11 protein-coding genes and 2 rRNA genes are annotated in these 17,551 nt (G+C 62.0%); 4 read left to right on the top strand and 9 right to left on the bottom strand.

The features are described from left to right. Nucleotides 1-141 precede the first annotated feature (141 nt). Nucleotides 142-3,028: ribosomal RNA gene (locus QZ634_RS05525) — 23S ribosomal RNA — on the top strand. Between the two features lie 105 nt (nt 3,029-3,133). Next, a 5S ribosomal RNA gene (gene rrf / locus QZ634_RS05520) occupies nt 3,134-3,247 on the top strand. Nucleotides 3,248-3,390: 143 nt separating this feature from the next. Here the strand turns inward: rrf and QZ634_RS05515 are convergent. The 8 genes from QZ634_RS05515 to QZ634_RS05480 form a co-directional block, all read right to left on the bottom strand. After that, complete coding sequence (locus tag QZ634_RS05515) at nt 3,391-4,314, bottom strand: 4-deoxy-4-formamido-L-arabinose-phosphoundecaprenol deformylase (protein WP_291986271.1); 924 nt, start codon at nt 4,312-4,314, stop codon at nt 3,391-3,393. Between the two features lie 21 nt (nt 4,315-4,335). Then, nucleotides 4,336-5,379 (bottom strand): bifunctional UDP-4-keto-pentose/UDP-xylose synthase, encoded by a 1,044-nt coding sequence (locus QZ634_RS05510; protein WP_291986269.1) that lies wholly within the window; start codon nt 5,377-5,379, stop codon nt 4,336-4,338. 5 nt (nt 5,380-5,384) lie between these two features. Continuing rightward, nucleotides 5,385-6,323 carry a formyltransferase gene (locus tag QZ634_RS05505; protein ID WP_291986267.1) on the bottom strand — a complete coding sequence of 313 codons (939 nt, stop codon included), beginning with the start codon at nt 6,321-6,323 and terminating at the stop codon, nt 5,385-5,387. Then, nucleotides 6,320-7,258, bottom strand: a complete 939-nt coding sequence (locus QZ634_RS05500; RefSeq protein WP_291986265.1) for a glycosyltransferase — start codon at nt 7,256-7,258, stop codon at nt 6,320-6,322. The genes QZ634_RS05505 and QZ634_RS05500 overlap by 4 nt, the downstream gene beginning before the upstream one ends. An 18-nt stretch (nt 7,259-7,276) precedes the next feature. Next, on the bottom strand, nt 7,277-8,392 hold the full coding sequence (locus QZ634_RS05495) for a DegT/DnrJ/EryC1/StrS aminotransferase family protein (protein WP_291986263.1): 1,116 nt from the start codon (nt 8,390-8,392) through the stop codon (nt 7,277-7,279). 8 nt (nt 8,393-8,400) lie between these two features. Further along, a complete protein-coding gene (locus QZ634_RS05490; RefSeq protein WP_291986261.1) occupies nt 8,401-8,772 on the bottom strand; it encodes a 4-amino-4-deoxy-L-arabinose transferase in 372 nt (123 codons plus the stop codon). Between the two features lies 1 nt (nt 8,773). Beyond that, complete coding sequence (locus QZ634_RS05485) at nt 8,774-10,600, bottom strand: glycosyltransferase family 39 protein (RefSeq protein ID WP_291986259.1); 1,827 nt, start codon at nt 10,598-10,600, stop codon at nt 8,774-8,776. Between the two features lie 388 nt (nt 10,601-10,988). Further along, nucleotides 10,989-12,371 (bottom strand): L-serine ammonia-lyase, encoded by a 1,383-nt coding sequence (locus tag QZ634_RS05480; RefSeq protein ID WP_291986257.1) that lies wholly within the window; start codon nt 12,369-12,371, stop codon nt 10,989-10,991. Nucleotides 12,372-12,689: 318 nt separating this feature from the next. Here QZ634_RS05480 and QZ634_RS05475 point away from each other — a divergent pair, with 318 nt between their 5' ends. Together QZ634_RS05475 and QZ634_RS05470 are read left to right on the top strand one after the other, a co-directional pair. After that, nucleotides 12,690-13,535 (top strand): PA4780 family RIO1-like protein kinase, encoded by an 846-nt coding sequence (locus tag QZ634_RS05475; protein WP_291986255.1) that lies wholly within the window; start codon nt 12,690-12,692, stop codon nt 13,533-13,535. A gap of 22 nt (nt 13,536-13,557) precedes the next feature. Further along, entirely contained in the window at nt 13,558-14,733 is a 1,176-nt protein-coding gene (locus tag QZ634_RS05470; RefSeq protein ID WP_291986252.1) for a DUF3616 domain-containing protein, read from the top strand. Nucleotides 14,734-14,875: 142 nt separating this feature from the next. Here QZ634_RS05470 and glgB read toward each other — a convergent pair whose 3' ends face one another. Further along, nucleotides 14,876-17,065, bottom strand: coding sequence for a 1,4-alpha-glucan branching protein GlgB (glgB, locus tag QZ634_RS05465; RefSeq protein ID WP_291986250.1), 2,190 nt, complete (start codon nt 17,063-17,065; stop codon nt 14,876-14,878). Nucleotides 17,066-17,551: the final 486 nt, after the last annotated feature.

The following is a 17,551-nucleotide window of genomic DNA, read 5'->3' as shown; positions in this document are numbered from 1 at the left end:
CACCGGTTAAACGCAGTCGGTTTGATGCGTGGAGAGGCCGGTGATACGGTTGTGATTGCATCGATCTCCCTGTTGATTCAGGGAGAGCACAAAGGAGTTGCCTGTAGTCTGGAGGTCTCGCAAGAGAGCTTAAGGTTATAGGATCAAGCGAATAAGTGCATGTGGTGGATGCCTTGGCGATTACAGGCGATGAAGGACGTACAAGCCTGCGAAAAGCTCTGGGGAGCTGGCAATGAAGCTTTGATCCAGAGATATCCGAATGGGGAAACCCACTCCGCAAGGAGTATCCCACGCTGAATATATAGGCGTGAGGAAGCGAACCCGGCGAACTGAAACATCTAAGTAGCCGGAGGAAAAGAAATCAACCGAGATTCCCAAAGTAGTGGCGAGCGAACTGGGAACAGCCTGCAAGTGATAGCAATTGAGTTAGCGGAAGCCTCTGGAAAGTGGCGCCATAGTGGGTGAAAGCCCCGTACGCGAAAACTTGGTTGTGGTACTAAGCTTGCGACAAGTAGGGCGGGGCACGAGAAATCCTGTCTGAACATGGGGGGACCATCCTCCAAGGCTAAATACTCGTAATCGACCGATAGCGTACCAGTACCGTGAGGGAAAGGCGAAAAGAACCCCGGGAGGGGAGTGAAATAGATCCTGAAACCGCATGCATACAAACAGTGGGAGCCCCTTCGTGGGGTGACTGCGTACCTTTTGTATAATGGGTCAGCGACTTACGTTCAGTAGCGAGCTTAACCGAATAGGGGAGGCGTAGGGAAACCGAGTCTGATAAGGGCGATTAGTTGCTGGGCGTAGACCCGAAACCAAGTGATCTATCCATGGCCAGGATGAAGGTGCGGTAACACGCACTGGAGGTCCGAACCCACTAATGTTGAAAAATTAGGGGATGAGCTGTGGATAGGGGTGAAAGGCTAAACAAACTTGGAAATAGCTGGTTCTCTCCGAAAACTATTTAGGTAGTGCCTCAAGTATCACCGACGGGGGTAAAGCACTGTTATGGCTAGGGGGTCATCGCGACTTACCAAACCATTGCAAACTCAGAATACCGTTGAGTGCGAGCTTGGGAGACAGACATCGGGTGCTAACGTCCGGTGTCAAGAGGGAAACAACCCAGACCGCCGATTAAGGTCCCAAAGACATAGTTAAGTGGGAAACGAGGTGGGAAGGCTTAGACAGCCAGGAGGTTGGCTTAGAAGCAGCCATCCTTTAAAGAAAGCGTAATAGCTCACTGGTCGAGTCGTCCTGCGCGGAAGATATAACGGGGCTCAAACTATGCACCGAAATCGCGGATATCCGTAAGGATATGGTAGGAGAGCGTTCTGTAAGCCGTTGAAGGTGTCTTGAGAAGGATGCTGGAGGTATCAGAAGTGCGAATGCTGACATGAGTAGCGATAAAGGGAGTGAAAAGCTCCCTCGCCGAAAGCCCAAGGTTTCCTGCGCAACGTTCATCGGCGCAGGGTGAGTCGGCCCCTAAGGCGAGGCTGAAAAGCGTAGTCGATGGGAAACAGGTCAATATTCCTGTACCTCTTTGTAATGCGATGGGGGGACGGAGAAGGTTAGGTCAGCCGGGTGTTGGACGTCCCGGTTCAAGCGTGTAGGAAGGTCTTTTAGGCAAATCCGGAAGATCAATTCTGAGGCGTGATAACGAGTGGTCTTTGACCGCGAAGTGATTGATACCATGCTTCCAAGAAAAGCCTCTAAGCTTCAGTTACAGAGAGACCGTACCGCAAACCGACACAGGTGGGCAGGATGAGAATTCTAAGGCGCTTGAGAGAACTCAGGAGAAGGAACTCGGCAAATTTGCACCGTAACTTCGGGATAAGGTGCGCCCTGATAGGTTGAAGCCCCTCGCGGGTGTAGGCTGAAAGGGTTGCAGTGAAATGGTGGCTGCGACTGTTTAATAAAAACACAGCACTCTGCAAACACGAAAGTGGACGTATAGGGTGTGACGCCTGCCCGGTGCCGGAAGGTTAAGTGATGGGGTGCAAGCTCTTGATCGAAGCCCCGGTAAACGGCGGCCGTAACTATAACGGTCCTAAGGTAGCGAAATTCCTTGTCGGGTAAGTTCCGACCTGCACGAATGGCGTAACGATGGCCACACTGTCTCCTCCTGAGACTCAGCGAAGTTGAAATGATTGTGAAGATGCAATCTCCCCGCGGTTAGACGGAAAGACCCCATGAACCTTTACTGTAGCTTTGCATTGGACTTTGAACCAATCTGTGTAGGATAGGTGGGAGGCTGTGAAACTGGGACGCTAGTTCTGGTGGAGCCAACCTTGAAATACCACCCTGGTTTGTTTGAGGTTCTAACCATGGCCCGTGAATCCGGGTCTGGGACCGTGCATGGTAGGCAGTTTGACTGGGGCGGTCTCCTCCTAAAGTGTAACGGAGGAGTACGAAGGTACGCTAGGTACGGTCGGACATCGTGCTGATAGTGCAATGGCATAAGCGTGCTTGACTGCGAGACTCACACGTCGAGCAGGTACGAAAGTAGGTCATAGTGATCCGGTGGTTCTGTATGGAAGGGCCATCGCTCAACGGATAAAAGGTACTCTGGGGATAACAGGCTAATACCGCCCAAGAGTTCATATCGACGGCGGTGTTTGGCACCTCGATGTCGGCTCATCACATCCTGGGGCTGTAGTCGGTCCCAAGGGTATGGCTGTTCGCCATTTAAAGTGGTACGTGAGCTGGGTTTAAAACGTCGTGAGACAGTTTGGTCCCTATCTGCCGTGGGCGCTGGAAATTTGAAGGGGGCTGCTCCTAGTACGAGAGGACCGGAGTGGACGAACCTCTGGTGTACCGGTTATGACGCCAGTCGTATTGCCGGGTAGCTAAGTTCGGAAGAGATAAACGCTGAAAGCATCTAAGCGTGAAACTCGCCTTAAGATAAGATTTCCCTGGGGACTTGATCCCCCTGAAGGGTCGTGGTAGACCACCACGTTGATAGGCTGGGTGTGGAAGCGCAGCAATGCGTTAAGCTAACCAGTACTAATTGCCCGTGAGGCTTGATCCTATAACCTTAAGCAGCAACTCAGAAACAAAGCGCAATCACAACGCCCCACATTACCTTCTTCCCCTTTTGCGCACCCCGCCTACCGCGGCGTGCGAAACCGTTATGCTTGGCGGCAATAGCCCTTTGGACCCACCCCTTCCCATCCCGAACAGGACCGTGAAACGAAGGTACGCCGATGATAGTGCATACTTCATGTGTGAAAGTAGGTCACCGCCAGGCTCCCCCTCCACAAAGCCCCCGACAAATACTCGTCGGGGGCTTTGTCCGTTAACGCTCGGCAAGAGCTCCGGATGGCAATAGAGACGGCGGCCGGTCGACGGCGACTGCATGACTTTACGAACCTATGACGAGGCGATCGTTCGTCAGGCCGCGCGCTCTTTCAGAAACTCGGCGCCCTGGACAAGAAGCTCGCCGGAACGACCTGGCACGCGGCCCCAGAGGATTTCGTGGCGAGGCAAGTAATACGGGTCGAGGCCGGCGCCGAGCTTGCGCAGGGTAGTTAGCGTGTAGCCCTGTTCGCGCCAGCCAAGGAGCAGTTTCTCGAGGACTGGAAGTAGTTTCATTCCTTCCAGTTCGGCGTGCAGGGTAAAGACATGGCCGTTGACTGGGGCATCGCGCGTTAGCGCGAGCAGATGTTCGTGGACGTTGCCATCGTCAACGCCGTCGACACCGATCAGTTCGTCGAGCGTCGGCAGAGTCGTCGGCAGTTGGGGGCAATTGACGATTTCGGCATTCCACACGGGCATGAAGGGGTGCCTGCCGCGGCAGTCGGAGCTGTGGCTGAAGCCCAGGCGCTGCATCAGGCGCAGGGCGTGTGGATTCATCTGCCAGCCGGCAGCGCCGTGTACCCGGGCGGCTTCGCCAAAGATCTCCGCGTAACGCTTTGTGGCGAGCTGCAGCTCGCGCTCGGTCCAGCGCGCGTCGGCGTGGCGGATGCCATCCTGCCAGCGGATATGGTCCCAGCAGTGGATGCCCGTCTCGAAGCCGGCTTCGCCGACGCTGCGCAGGATGCCGGCGCAGCAGCGGCCGATATCCGGGCCCGGTAGTAGCGTTCCGTACATCAGGGTCTTGAAGCCGTAGTGCGCGAGCACCGAGGTTCGCGACACCTTTTGCATGAAGCCACGGCGGAAGACGCGCTTGATTGCCCGGCCAGTGTGGTCGGGGCCGAGCGAGAACAGGAAGCTTGCATCGGCGCGGTGGCGGAGCAGGAGTTCGACCAGACGCGGCACACCGATCAGCGTACCGCGGTAGGTGTCGACGTCGATCTTGAGGACGAGTGTGCGCATGGATGATCGGCCTAAGGCCCTTCAGTCCATCAGCCGGCGCGCGCCGGCGACGTCGCTGCGGTAGGCCTCGAAGATGCCGCGCAGGGCGTCCTCGAAGGTCACTTGCGGCGCCCAGTCCAGGTCGGCCATGGTGTTGGTGATCTTTGGTACACGGTGCTGGGTGTCCTGGTAGCCCTTGCCGTAATACTCGGCCGAGGTTGTTTCGAGGACCTTCACCTTGGCGGCAGAGTCGGCGTATTCGGGGTATCGTTTGGCCAGGTCGAGCATCAAGGTGGCCAGCTCGCGGATCGAGTAGTTGTTTTTCGGATTGCCGATGTTGTAAATCTTGCTGTCGGCAACGCCGTCCTTGTTGTCGATGATCTTCATCAGGGCATCGATGCCGTCGCTGATGTAGGTGAACGAACGCTTTTGCGCGCCGCCGTCGACCAGTTTGATCGGTTCGCCGCGCACGATGTGGCCGAGGAACTGCGTGATCACCCGCGACGAACCTTCCTTGGGCGTGTGGATCGAGTCGAGGCCTGGGCCGATCCAGTTGAAGGGCCGAAACAAGGTGAATTGCAGCCCTTCCTGCTGGCCATAGGCGTGGATCACGCGGTCCATCATCTGCTTGGCGCAGGCATAGATCCAGCGCGGCTTGTTGATCGGGCCGTAGATCAGCGGCGAGCTCTCGGGGTCGAACTCCGGATCCTGGCTCATGCCGTAGACCTCGGAGGTCGATGGGAAAACGACCCGTTTCTTGTATTTGACGGCGTGCCGGATGATCGGCAGATTGGCTTCGAAGTCCAGCTCGAAGACGCGCAGTGGCTCGGTGACGTAGGTCGCCGGGGTGGCGATGGCGACCAGCGGCAGGACGACGTCGCACTTGCGCACGTGATACTCGATCCATTCCTTGCTGATCAGGATGTCGCCTTCGAAGAAATGGAAGCGGTCATCGTGCAGCAGGTCGGCGACCCGCTCGCTGTTGATATCCATCCCGTAAACCTCCCAGTCGGTGCTGGCCAGGATGCGTTGCGAGAGGTGGTGGCCGATGAAGCCGTTGACGCCGAGGATGAGGATTTTTTTCATGGTAGTCAGAGGGGGATAGGGTTTTGGCCCAGGCGGGCGGGCAGGGCGGCGGGCGCTAGGGACTCGCCGTCCAGTTCAAGTGAAAGAATCCTGAGCACGCCACCGTCGGCGCAACGGGCCAGCAGATGATCGCCGTCGGTATGCAGCTCGGGTCGCCCGCTCGGGCCGCGCGAAGCAGGCCGCGTCAGGCTGCGGGTGACGACGATACGCCGTTCGCCGATGTTGAAAAAGGCTCCGGGGTAGGGCGGCGCGACGGCGCGGATCAGGTTGTGCACCACTGCCGCCGGCTGCTTCCAGTCGATGCGGCCATCGTCGGGCTTGCGGCCGCCGAAATAGCTGCCGGCGCTCAGCTCGGGTTGCACGTGTGCCGCAGTGCCGGCGAGAAGCGCTGGCAGTACCCGGTCGAGCGCAAGTTCGGCGGCCAGGGTCACCTTGCCGAAGACTTCACCAGCGGTATCGTCGGGGAGGATGGGTACCGCCTGTTGAGCGACGATTTCGCCCGCATCGGGCTTCTCGACCATACGGTGCAGGGTAGCGCCGGTTTCGCGTTCGCCATTGATCAGCGCCCAGTTCACGGGCACCCGGCCGCGGTATCTGGGGAGGAGTGAGCCGTGCATGTTGTAGCCGCCGCGGGTCGGGATCGCCAGCAGCGCAGGCTTGAGCATCAGCCGATAGTAGAACGAGAAGAAGAAATCAGGCTGCAGCGCGCGCAGCTGGGCAGCAAACCCGGGCGTGTTGGCGTCGTCGGGAGTGGCAACGGGCAGGTCGTAATCGCGCGCCACATCGGCCACAGATTCGAACCAGATGTTCTCGGCAGGGTTGTCCGCATGCGTCACCACCAGCGCGACGTCCACGCCGTGCGCCAGCAGCACGCGCAGACAGCGAGCACCGACATTGTGGTAGGCGAAGACCACCGCTCGCACCGCCCGCGGGGCTTGGCTCACTGGTCGCCTTCGAGGATGGCTTCGATCAGGTAGCGTGGGCGGTGACGTACCTGCTGGTAGACGCGGCCGACGTACTCGCCGAGCAGGCCGATACCGAAGAGCGCCAGGCCGATCAAGAAGAACATCAGCGCGAAGAGGGTGAACAAGCCCTCGGCCTCCGGGCCAACGACCAGGCGACGAACGATCAGCAGCACAAACAGTGCCGCCGAGCCAAGCGAGACGACGATCCCGAGCATCGAGAACCACTGCAGCGGAACCAGGGAGAATCCGGTCATCAGGTCGAAGTTGAGGCGGATCAGGCTATAGAGCGAATACTTCGACGCACCGGCCGCCCGCTCTTCGTGTTCGACGACGATCTCCGCCGGGTTGCGGGCGAAGGTGTAGGCCAGTGCCGGGATGAAGGTGCTGACTTCCTTGCACGAGTTGATGGCGTTCACCACCGTGCGCGAATAAGCGCGCAGCATGTTGCCCTGGTCAGTGATGCGGATGCGGGTAATTTTCTCGCGCAGGTAGTTCATCGCTTTCGACGCGCTGCTGCGAAACAGGTTGTCGTGACGCTTGCGGCGAATGCTGCCCACGTAGTCGTGGCCTTCGCGCATCTTGTCGATGACCTTGCCGATCTCCTCGGGCGGGTTCTGCAGGTCGGCGTCGAGGGTGACGATGATCTGCCCGCGCGCGTGTTCGAAGCCGGCCATGATCGCCATGTGCTGGCCGGCGTTGGCGGCCAGGAGAATGGCGCGGGTGACGTCCGGGCGGCGCTCGTACTGCTCGCGGAGCAGCGCTGCCGAACGGTCACTGCTGCCGTCGTTGATGAATACGACCTCGTACGGCGTGTCGAGCTGGTCCAGTGCCGGGTAGAGGCGGGCGAACAGCGTCGGCAGGCCGTCCTCTTCGTTGTAGACGGGAATGATGACGGAGATTTCGGGGGGGATCATGGCTGGCTCGGCACTCCACTACGTCAATGTACGGCACAGGGCGGTGCAGACGCGGTCCACGTCGCCATCGCTCATCGCCGGGAAAAGCGGCAGTGTAACGGTTCGGGCACCGACATCTTCAGCCTGCGGGAACTGTCCGGCGTGAAAACCGAGTCCCCGGTAGAGGCTGAACAGGTGCAGCGGCGGGTAATGTACGCCGACGCCGATACCCTCTTCCTTCATTGCCGCGATGAAGGCGCCGCGATCGCTTCCGGCCGGCAGCAGCGGCTGAAACATGTGCCAGTTGCAGTTGTGGAAGTCGGCCACGGGCAGCGTCAGGCCGAGCGTCGGCTCGATCGTCGCGAAATAGCGTCGGGCGAGCGCGCGACGCCGTTCGGTGAATTCGCGCAGCCGTCTTAGCTGGCCAAGGCCTAGTGCGGCGGCGACGTCGGTCAGGTTGAACTTGCCGCCGAGGACATCCACGTCCATCGTGCCGTCGGCAGCGCGCTTGACGCCCTGCAGCCGTCGGCGCTCACAGAGTCCGGGGTCGACGTCGTGCGGTAGCACCAGCGCGCCACCCTCGCAGGTGGTCAGGTTCTTGTTGGCATGAAAGCTGAATGAGACGAAGTCGCCCATGCTGCCAATTGGCTGCCCGTTCCACGCCGCGCCAAACGATTGTGCAGCGTCCTCGACGACGCGCAGGCGATGTCGGGCAGCAATCGCGTAGAGCCGGTCGCGGTCTACCGGCAGCCCGGCCAGGTCGACCGGAAGCAGCGCCCTGGTGCGTGGCGTGATCGCCGCCTCTGCCTGTTCGAGATCGATGTTGCGCGTGACCGGGTCGACGTCCACCAGCACCGCCGTGGCGCCTACTTCGAGGATCACGTTGGCCGTCGCCACCCAGGTCAGCGGTGTCGTGATCACCTCGTCGCCGGGGCCAACATCGGCCAGGCGCAACGCCACCTCCAGGGTCGCCGTACCGGAGTTGAACGCGCGCACCGGTCGGCCGCCACAGATGTCCGATAGTGCAGCTTCGAAAGCCTGCACCTTCGGCCCGCTGGTGATCCAGCCCGAGCGCAGTACCTCGCCGACCGCGGCGATCGTCTCCTCGTCAATCGACGGGCGGGTGATGGGCAGCATGGGCAGGGGCGGTGACATGGGGGTACTCACGAGTTGGCGACCAGGATCACACCGACGAGAATGAAGCCGATGCCCAGCGCTTTTTGCATGACCAGAATCTCGCCGAACCAGTAGTGCGCGATCAGCGCGTTGATCACGTAGCCGATCGACAGCATCGGGTAGGCAATGCTTACCGGCACCCGCGACAGGGCCATGATCCACACCACCACACTGACCGCGTAGCAGGCCAGGCCGGCGATGATCGCTGGCTGGCCGGCGACCTTGACGCCGATCGGGATGAGGTTGCTCATTGAAAAATCGAAATGGCCAACGGCGTTGGTACCGGCCTTGAGCAGCAGCTGCGCCGCGGCGTTGAGCAGCACCCCGGTGAGCACCAGGGAAAAAGCGATAGGGGTCATCTCAGTGCGGGGCTCCATCGCTGGCGTGTTTGAGGGACGCGGCCTTTTCTGCCGGCGGTGTTTCACCCGTTGCGACGCGACTGTCGCCTCGCATTCCCGGGTCATGTGCAGCCGGAGCACTGGCCGAAGCGGTGGCACGAGCGGCGGCCGGCGCGGCAGTGGGCACGGTGACGGTCGCGGTGACAGGAAGCGCAACAGGAGCGGCCGGCTTCTCGACGATCACGTAGCGCCGGTTGCGGGCGATCTCGGTCATCGGCAGACCCGCGGTTGCCAGACGCTCAAAAACATCGATGGTCATGACCGCGAACGCCTCGCGGTCATGGTGCCAGCGCAGCGTGAACTCGTCGATCGTTGGAATCCACTTGTGCGGCTCCTGCTCGATGCCGAACGACAGTTCGTTCTCCGTGGCGACCATGGTCAGCGTGCGCTTGAGGTAGAAGGGCAGCGTCTGCTCGTAATAGTCCACGCTGTAGAAGGGCACGCCCGGTTTAAGCCGAGGCTGTGCCTGCGCGGCGAGGCCGCGGGTGGAACTGTATGGCGACAGATGGTCGTGCCCGAGCAAGCCGGCACTGGTGCTCAGGAGACCGCCGATGGCCAGGATCGCCGCCGCCGCGCCCTTGCGTTGCGCCCAGGCCAGAAACATCGCCGCCACGATGCTGGCCAGTGATACCGCCGCCGCACCGGTCAGCCAGTCCAGGACCCCCTGCAGCATTTCCAGCGAGTACGAGTCGCCCGCCAGGCGCAGCACCCGTGGCGCCGTCGCCAGTGCGGCCACCCCCAGCGCTGCGAGCAGCGCCAGATGAATCAGCCAGGCGCGGCGCGACAGGCCGGCAATATGGCGTCCGCCGAGCAGTGCCAGGGCCGGGAAGATGGGCAGGATGTAGGGCGCCATTTTCGAGTTGGAGACGCTGAAGAAGGCGAAGGTCGCGATGATCCACACGAGCAGGAAACGGTCGGCACTGAAGCGACCCCCAACCCCCTGGCTCCACGACTTGAGCAGCGTGTGTACCAGCAACAGCGACCATGGCAGCGCGCCGAGCGCATACACCGCAAGGAAATACCAGCCCGGCTCGTTACGCCGGTGCACCGTCGACAGAAAGCGCTCGAAGTGCTCGTGGATGAAGAAGAACTGCGGAAATTCGGGATTGGCCAGCGACACGGCGACGAACCATGGCGCGGCGACGAGCAGGAACAGCGCCAGCCCGCGCAGTGGCGCCAGTCGCCTCCACGGCGAAAGGTCGCGGTTGAGCAGCGTGTAGCCGACCAGCGCGGCGCCGACCAGCACCAGGGCGACCAGTCCCTTGGAGAGCACCGCCAGTGCCAGCGCCCCCCAGGCGAGCAGCATCCAGCGCCGGCTGGAACTCCGCTCGTCATTCTGCGCGAAAAGGAAAGCGGTCCACGCGACCTGCAGAAAGAACGACAGGCCCATGTCCAGCGTGATCAGGTGGCCGAGAACGACGAAGAGCAGCGAGCTGGCCAGGATCGCCGCCGCCAGGTGGCCGGCCACCGGCCCCCACAAGCGGCGGCCGGTCCACCAGGCGAGCAGGACGCTCAGGAACCCGGTCAGCGCCGGCCACAGGCGCGCCGTCCATTCGCTTTGACCAAAAACCTTGTAGCCGGCGGCCGTCGCCCAGTATTGCAGCGCCGGTTTCTCGAAGTACTTGAACTCGTTCAGGCGGGGCGTCACCCAATCGCCACTGGCCGCCATTTCGCGCGGGATTTCCGCATAGCGCCCCTCGTCCGGGCGGACCAGCGCGCGCTGGTCGAGCGTGCCGAACCAGACCGCCGCCAGGGCGATCCAGAGGACCCAGATCAGACGTCTGCTCATGAATCGTTCAGGGCGCGCAGCGCTTCTCGCCGGCGCCGCAAGTGGCCGGCAGGTAACGACCGAAGTCGTTGTCGGGGCGAGGTTTCATGGGGGTGGGCCTGTGTCCTACGCGAGGAGCGGGGTATCAGCGCGACGTCTGCTGCCATCGGGCGGGATTATACACGCACGTCGTTGTCGGTCCCGGCTGCAAGTGACTGACGACGACACGCTCCCCGGTGACGGGGAGCGAGGATCGTCACTGATGTGGGGGCGACTGCTGGCGTCGGTAGGGGTTGAGCGCGACGCGCACAAACGCTCTTGCCCCACTACCAGATCGTCAGGAGCGTCGCGCAGGCACGCAGCTTCTCGTATGCTCGGGCCTCGAGTAGCTCGCATGGTGCACGCGCGCTCAGCATTCGGTGAAGCTGACCGCCAGGCCGCCGCGTGAGGTTTCCTTGTATTTGTCGAGCATGTCGCGGCCGGTGTCGCGCATGGTGCGGATCGCGTGATCGAGCGAAATGGTATGCGCGCCGTCGCCGCGCAGCGCCAGTTGGGCGGCATTGATGGCCTTGATCGAAGCCATCGCGTTGCGCTCGATGCACGGCACCTGCACGAGACCGGCGACCGGGTCGCAGGTCAGGCCGAGGTTGTGTTCGAGGCCGATTTCGGCGGCGTTCTCGACCTGTTCCGGGCTGCCGCCCATGATTTCGGTGAGCCCGGCTGCGGCCATCGCGCAGGCCGAGCCGACCTCGCCCTGACAACCGACTTCGGCACCCGAGATCGAGGCGTTCTTCTTGCACAGGGTGCCGATGGCCGCTGCAGTCAGCAGGAAGTCGCTGACGTCGCTGGCGCTGCTGCCGGACTGGAAGTCCATGTAGTAGTGCAGCACGGCGGGGATGATTCCGGCTGCACCGTTGGTCGGCGCGGTGACCACGCGGCCGCCGCCGGCGTTCTCTTCGTTGACCGCCAGCGCATAGAGATTGACCCAGTCGAGCGCGGCCATGGTGTCGCTGATCAGATTGCGTCCGACTTCGCGTTGCTGCAGTTTTGCGTGCAGCGCCGGCGCGCGGCGGCGCACTTCGAGGCCGCCCGGCAGGACGCCGCCCTGGTGGGCGATGCCGCGGGCGACACAGGCACGCATGGCTTCCCAGATACGTTGCAGCGCCGCCCGCGTCTCGTCGTCGCCGCGCCAGGCAAGTTCGTTCTCGAGCATCACCTCGCTGACGCGCAGCGAATGCCGGCGACAGATGGCCAGCAGTTCGGCGGCGCTATTGAACTCATGGCGCAATGGCTTTTCCGCGATGGCGGTGGCGCCGGCCCTGGCCTGCGCTTCGTCGATCACGAAGCCGCCGCCGACCGAGTAGAAGGTATTCTCGAAGAGCACGCCATCGTCGCCTTGTGCGCCGAGCCGCAAGGCGTTGGGGTGGTAGGGCAGGCTCACCGGCAACAAGCGCATGTCGCGGCCCCAGTCGAAAGGCACGGCGACCCTTGCGGCGAGCAGCAGACTGGCGCTGCGTTGTACTTCGGCGACCGCGGGAGCGATGAAATCAGGATCGATGGTGTCGGCGCGCTGGCCCATCAGGCCGACGATCACCGCACGATCGGTGCCGTGCCCGATCCCCGTGGCTGCCAGCGAGCCGTACAGCCGGACTTCGACACGGCGCACCGCGTCGAGCAGCTTTCTGGCTGCCAGATCAAGGACGAAGTCGTGCGCTGCCTGCATCGGGCCGATGGTGTGGGAGCTCGACGGGCCAACGCCAATTTTGAACAGATCGAGGACACTGATCGACATGGAGATCCTGTTGCGGTAGTGCTGGTTTTGCTAGGGCTAATCCGGAAAAGACAGGCGCGTGTCGATTCGCATTCTGTTGGCGATGGCCGCGCATGGCAATCGATGATTTCTTGTCCGCGGCTCAGTATAGGCCGGCGACGCTGCGTCGCGACCACGCGGCGCTCTCGTGTGCGGCAGAAGACGCTACACTGCGTGGTTGCCGCAGGCTTTTCGAGGTCTGCGCTCGACTGGCTCGCTGACCATGATCGTCTTGTCCGGTGCCTCGGTCGCGCAATTTGCCCATCGCCCTCAGTAGGAACACCAGGAAATGAACACCCCATGAAGACCCCGGCAAGGCTCGCCACGCTCGTTGAAGAAGGCCTCGTTGACGAGGTCCTCGGCCAGCTCATGAGCGGCAAGGAGGCCACCGTCTATGTCGTTCGCTGCGGCGAAGACATTCGCTGCGCCAAAGTCTACAAGGAAGCCAGTCAACGTAGCTTCCGCCACAACGCCTCATATCAGGAAGGTCGCAAGGTAAGAAACAGCCGGCAGGCGCGCGCCATGGAGAAGGGCAGCCGTTTTGGGCGCAAGATGCAGGAAGAGGTCTGGCAGAGTGCCGAGGTCGACGCCCTGTATCGGCTGGCTGCGGCGGGTGTGCGGGTCCCGCAGCCGCATCTGTGCTACGAGGGTGTCTTGCTGATGGATCTGATCGTAGACGCCAACGGTGATGCGGCACCGCGCCTCAACGATGTCGAGCTCAGCGAGGAACTGGCGCTGGAGTTTCACGCCCTGCTCATCAATCAGGTGGTACGGATGCTGTGCGCCGGAATCATCCACGGTGATCTTTCCGAATACAACATCCTCGTCGGCGAGGACGGACCGGTGATCATCGATGTGCCCCAGGCCATCGATGCGGCGGGCAACAGCAACGCCGCCGAAATGTTCGCCCGCGACGTGATCAATCTGCGAACCTACTTCAGCGGTTTTGCGCCGTCGCTGGTGGACACCCAGTTCGGCAAGGAGATCTGGGCGCACTACGAAAGTGGCTTGCTGACTCCGGACCTTGCCTTGACCGGGTACGTCGTTGCTGACGAACGACTGGCCGATGTCGACGCCGTCCTGCATCAGGTCGATCTGGCCATCAAGGAAAATGAAATCCGCCGTATGTGCAAGGAAGATCAATGACCTCCCCGAGCACTCCGAGACCATGAAGCGTTCCGGATACCGCCTTCTACCGTCCTGGCGCCGCAGCGCGCTGGCGCTCGTCAGTGCCAGCCTTCTTTGGGCGCCAGGCAGCACGTATGCGCAAACACCGCTCACCATCCCCAGCGTGCAGCCGACCAGCGGGCCATGGGATAGCGGCGATGGCTTCTCCTTCAAGCTGGGCAAAAAGAAAGACGCAAAGATCCGTCGCTCGGTGAGCGGCATCGCTTGCAGCCGCAGTGCCGTGCAACAGCGCATCTGCCTGTTGGTCTTCGACGAGGGGGTCGAGGCGCGTTACGCCACCCTGCGCGACGGGACCCTGGTGGTCGGGCCGGAGCGGGTTGCGCTGCGCGCCGACGAGGGTGAACTGGACGCTGAAGGCGCGGCCACCGACGGCAGCTACTTCTACGTCACCGGCTCGCACTCGGCGAAGCGTTCCGACTGCCGGAACAACCCGCACAGCCGCCATGTGATCCGCTTTCGCCGCGATCCGGCGACCGGCCGTGCGCTGCGCTCTCCGGGCGGTGACCCCAGCGGGGTGCTGGTGGATTACGCCGACAGTGGACGCCTGTGGTCGATCATGCAAGCGCAGCCCGAACTCCAGGCGCATGTCGGCGAAGGCAAATGCCTGGGCGCGGCTGCTCCCCCCGAGGCGCCGAAGTTGCTCGGGCAGCACGGGGTCAACATCGAAGGCCTGGCGGTCAGCGACGGACGCCTCTATTTCGGCTTTCGTGGCCCGGCCAGGAAGGGCCTGGCCGTCATCCTTGCCGTCGATAGCGAAGCCCTGTTCCAGGGTGGCGACGTCAGGGCCACTGTCACCCGAATCAAGGTCGGCGCAGGGCGTGGCATACGCGACATGGTGGCCGTTCAGGGCGGTATCCTGCTGCTGACCGGAGCGGACGACGACCCGGTCACGCAGCAGCGAGTGAACTGGGCGATTTCCTGGTGGGACGGAAAAAGTAGCAGCGGAGTGGTCACCCCCAAAGCGCTGGCCACCCTCGATCTCGGTGGCGTGGAACTGCGCGAGCTCAAGGCAGGAAAAGCGAACGCCTGCGAAGACAAGGAGCTGAAACCCGAGGCCATGACCGTACTGGACGAGACGCCACAAGCCTACAGGCTGCTGATCCTGTCGGACGGCATGTGCGACGGCGGAGCGCTGACGTTTTCCGTACCGCGCTGAGCGGGCAAGGCCCGCAGAAGCCATCGCCGGCAAGAAAGCGCGCGCCGAATTGCAGCCGGGGCGTGCCGCCGCGCTCGATCTTCGGCGGCACGCCCGGCATGGAGCAGCATTTGCGCTTGTCGCGAATGCTGCTCCGGGCCGGCTAACGAACCGGCTTCAGCACGACGGTCGCCAGCGGCGGTACGGTGACTGCCAGCGAGTGCGAACGATTCATCCACGGCGTCGCGTGGGCAATCAGAGAATCCTGCCCATTGCCGAGGTTGCTGCCACCGTAGAAATGTGAATCGGAGTTGAAGATCTCGGCGTAGGCGCCTTCCTCAGGCACGCCGATGCGGTAGTTCGTACGCGGGACCGGGGTCAGGTTCACGACCACGATCACGAACTCGGATCCGGCGCGGCGCACGAAGCTCAGTATCGACTGCGCGGAATCGTTGCAGTCGATCCACTCGAAGCCGGTCCACTCGAACTCGTGACCGTAAAGCGCCGGAGTGTCGCGATAGAGGTGGTTGAGGTCGGCCACCATGCGTTGCATGCCGCTGTGCAGCGGGTATTCGAGCACATACCAGTCGAGCACGCCGGCGCTGTTCCATTCCAGACCCTGGCCGAATTCGGTTCCCATGAACAGCAGCTTCTTGCCCGGATGGGTAAACATGTAGCTGTACAGCGTGCGCAGGTTGGCGAAGCGTTGCCATTCGTCACCGGGCATCTTGTTCAGCATCGAGCCTTTGCCATGCACCACTTCATCGTGCGAGAAGGGCAGCATGAAGTTCTCGGTGAACGAATAGAGCATGCTGAAGGTCAGCAGATTGTGGTGATATTGGCGATAGATCGGCTCCTGGGCGATGTAGCGCAGGGTGTCGTTCATCCAGCCCATGTTCCACTTGATATCGAAGCCGAGGCCGCCCAGATAGACCGGTCGCGTCACCTGCGGCCACGACGTGGACTCCTCGGCGATGACCAGGGTGCCCGGACATTCGACGTGCGCAACGCTGTTCAGCTCGCGCAGGAATTCGATCGCCTCCAGGTTCTCGCGGCCGCCGTACATGTTGGGAATCCAGTCCTCGCGCGAATAGTCGAGGTAGAGCATCGACGCCACGGCGTCGACGCGCAGGCCGTCGAGGTGCATTTCGCGCAACCAGTACAGCGCGCTGGCGACCAGGAAGTTTCTGACTTCGTTGCGACCGAAGTTGAAGATCAGCGTGGACCAGTCGAGGTGCTCGCCCTTGCGCGGGTCCTCGTGCTCGTAGAGCGCCGTGCCGTCGAAGCGGGCGAGGGCATAAGCGTCTTTCGGAAAGTGTGCCGGCACCCAGTCGAGAATCACGCCGATATGGTGGGCATGCAGGTGGTCAACGAAGAAGCGAAAATCGTCCGGCGTGCCGAAACGGCTGGTCGGAGCGAAATAGCCGGTTGCCTGATAGCCCCACGAGAGGTCGAAGGGATGCTCGGTGACCGGCAGCAGTTCGACGTGTGTGAAGCCCATGCGCGTGACGTAATCAACCAGCCTGACGGCCAGCTCGCGGTAGTTGAGGAATTCCCCTTCCGGTCCGCGCTGCCATGAACCCAGATGCACCTCGTAGACCGACATCGGCGCGTGCTGCCAGTCCCAGGTGGCACGCCTGGCCATCCACTCGCCGTCCTGCCAGGCGTGTTGCGTTTCACCGACGACGATCGACGACGTTTTCGGCCGCGCCTCGAACTGCTGTCCGTAGGGGTCGGACTTGAGCAGGACCTCACCGCTATGGCGATTCCTGATCTCGAAGCGGTAGAACGCCCCCGGCGCAAGATCGGGAATGAAGATCTCCCACACGCCACTGCCCGGACGAACGCGCATCTGGTGGCGACGACCGTCCCAGCGGTTGAAGTCGCCGACCACGCTCACCCGCTCGGCATTGGGGGCCCAGACGGCGAACAAGACGCCGGCGACCCCATCGACTTCGCGGCAATTTGCGCCGAGGATGTTGTAGGCGTGGCGGTGGTTGCCCGCGCTGAGCAGGTGCAGGTCGAGATCGCCGATCTGCGGTGCGTAGGAATAGGGGTCATGGGCAATGTGCTGGCGATGCGCATCGTCAAGCCAGATCAGCCGATAGTGCTCCGGAACGTCGTTGGCCGCCCCGCGCCAGGTGAAGAAATCGCTCTCGCCGATACGTTCCAGGCGACGGTTTCCTTCCAGTATCGATACTTCCACGGCATGCGGGATATAGACGCAGACGTTTACGCCGCCTTCGTCTGGATGCTTGCCCAGCACCTCGAATGGATCGTGATGTCTGGCCTCGATGATCTTGATGTGGTTGTCATTGAGGGTGGGTCGGGTCATCTTCTCTGCCGGTTTCATGTGCTTTCTCGATTTTGCGTTGACGTCGCGGTTCGCATGCGGGCCACGGCTGGGGAATTGTGGGAGCGGTCTGCTGGGCGCGCCAAGAGTCGGCGACGTGCGGTGCCGTGTCATGCGCGCGTCCTTGTTCGTTCCACAACGCTCGGCCTCAAGTTTATTACTTGGCATTTGCTACCACAATAGAAGAGTGGATAAGCGCCTGCATTGAGGGGGCAGCAGGCCGGCTTCCGGCAGCATCGTTTTCACGAAGCTGCTGCGGGGTCGCACCTGGGACGGCGCGGGCAAAGTAGCGATGGTGATGTTCATCGCGGCAGCAGTTCGCGGGCTCTGCGCGCCAGGAACGGTCGCTGCCGATGCCTCCCTTGCTGGCTCGGGAAGGTCGCTGGGCGGGGCAGGGAATGGCGATGTCCTGCAGTGAGGTCGCTCACGCGGGTCAATTTGCCGCATAATATCACCTGCTTGAAACAGCAATGAAAACAAAGCTCG

The organism is Candidatus Accumulibacter sp. ACC007, from assembly GCF_907163205.1.
Taxonomy (GTDB): domain Bacteria; phylum Pseudomonadota; class Gammaproteobacteria; order Burkholderiales; family Rhodocyclaceae; genus Accumulibacter; species Accumulibacter regalis.
The sequence above is the reverse complement of the archived record's forward strand: the minus strand, read 5'-3'. Positions and strand labels throughout refer to the sequence as shown.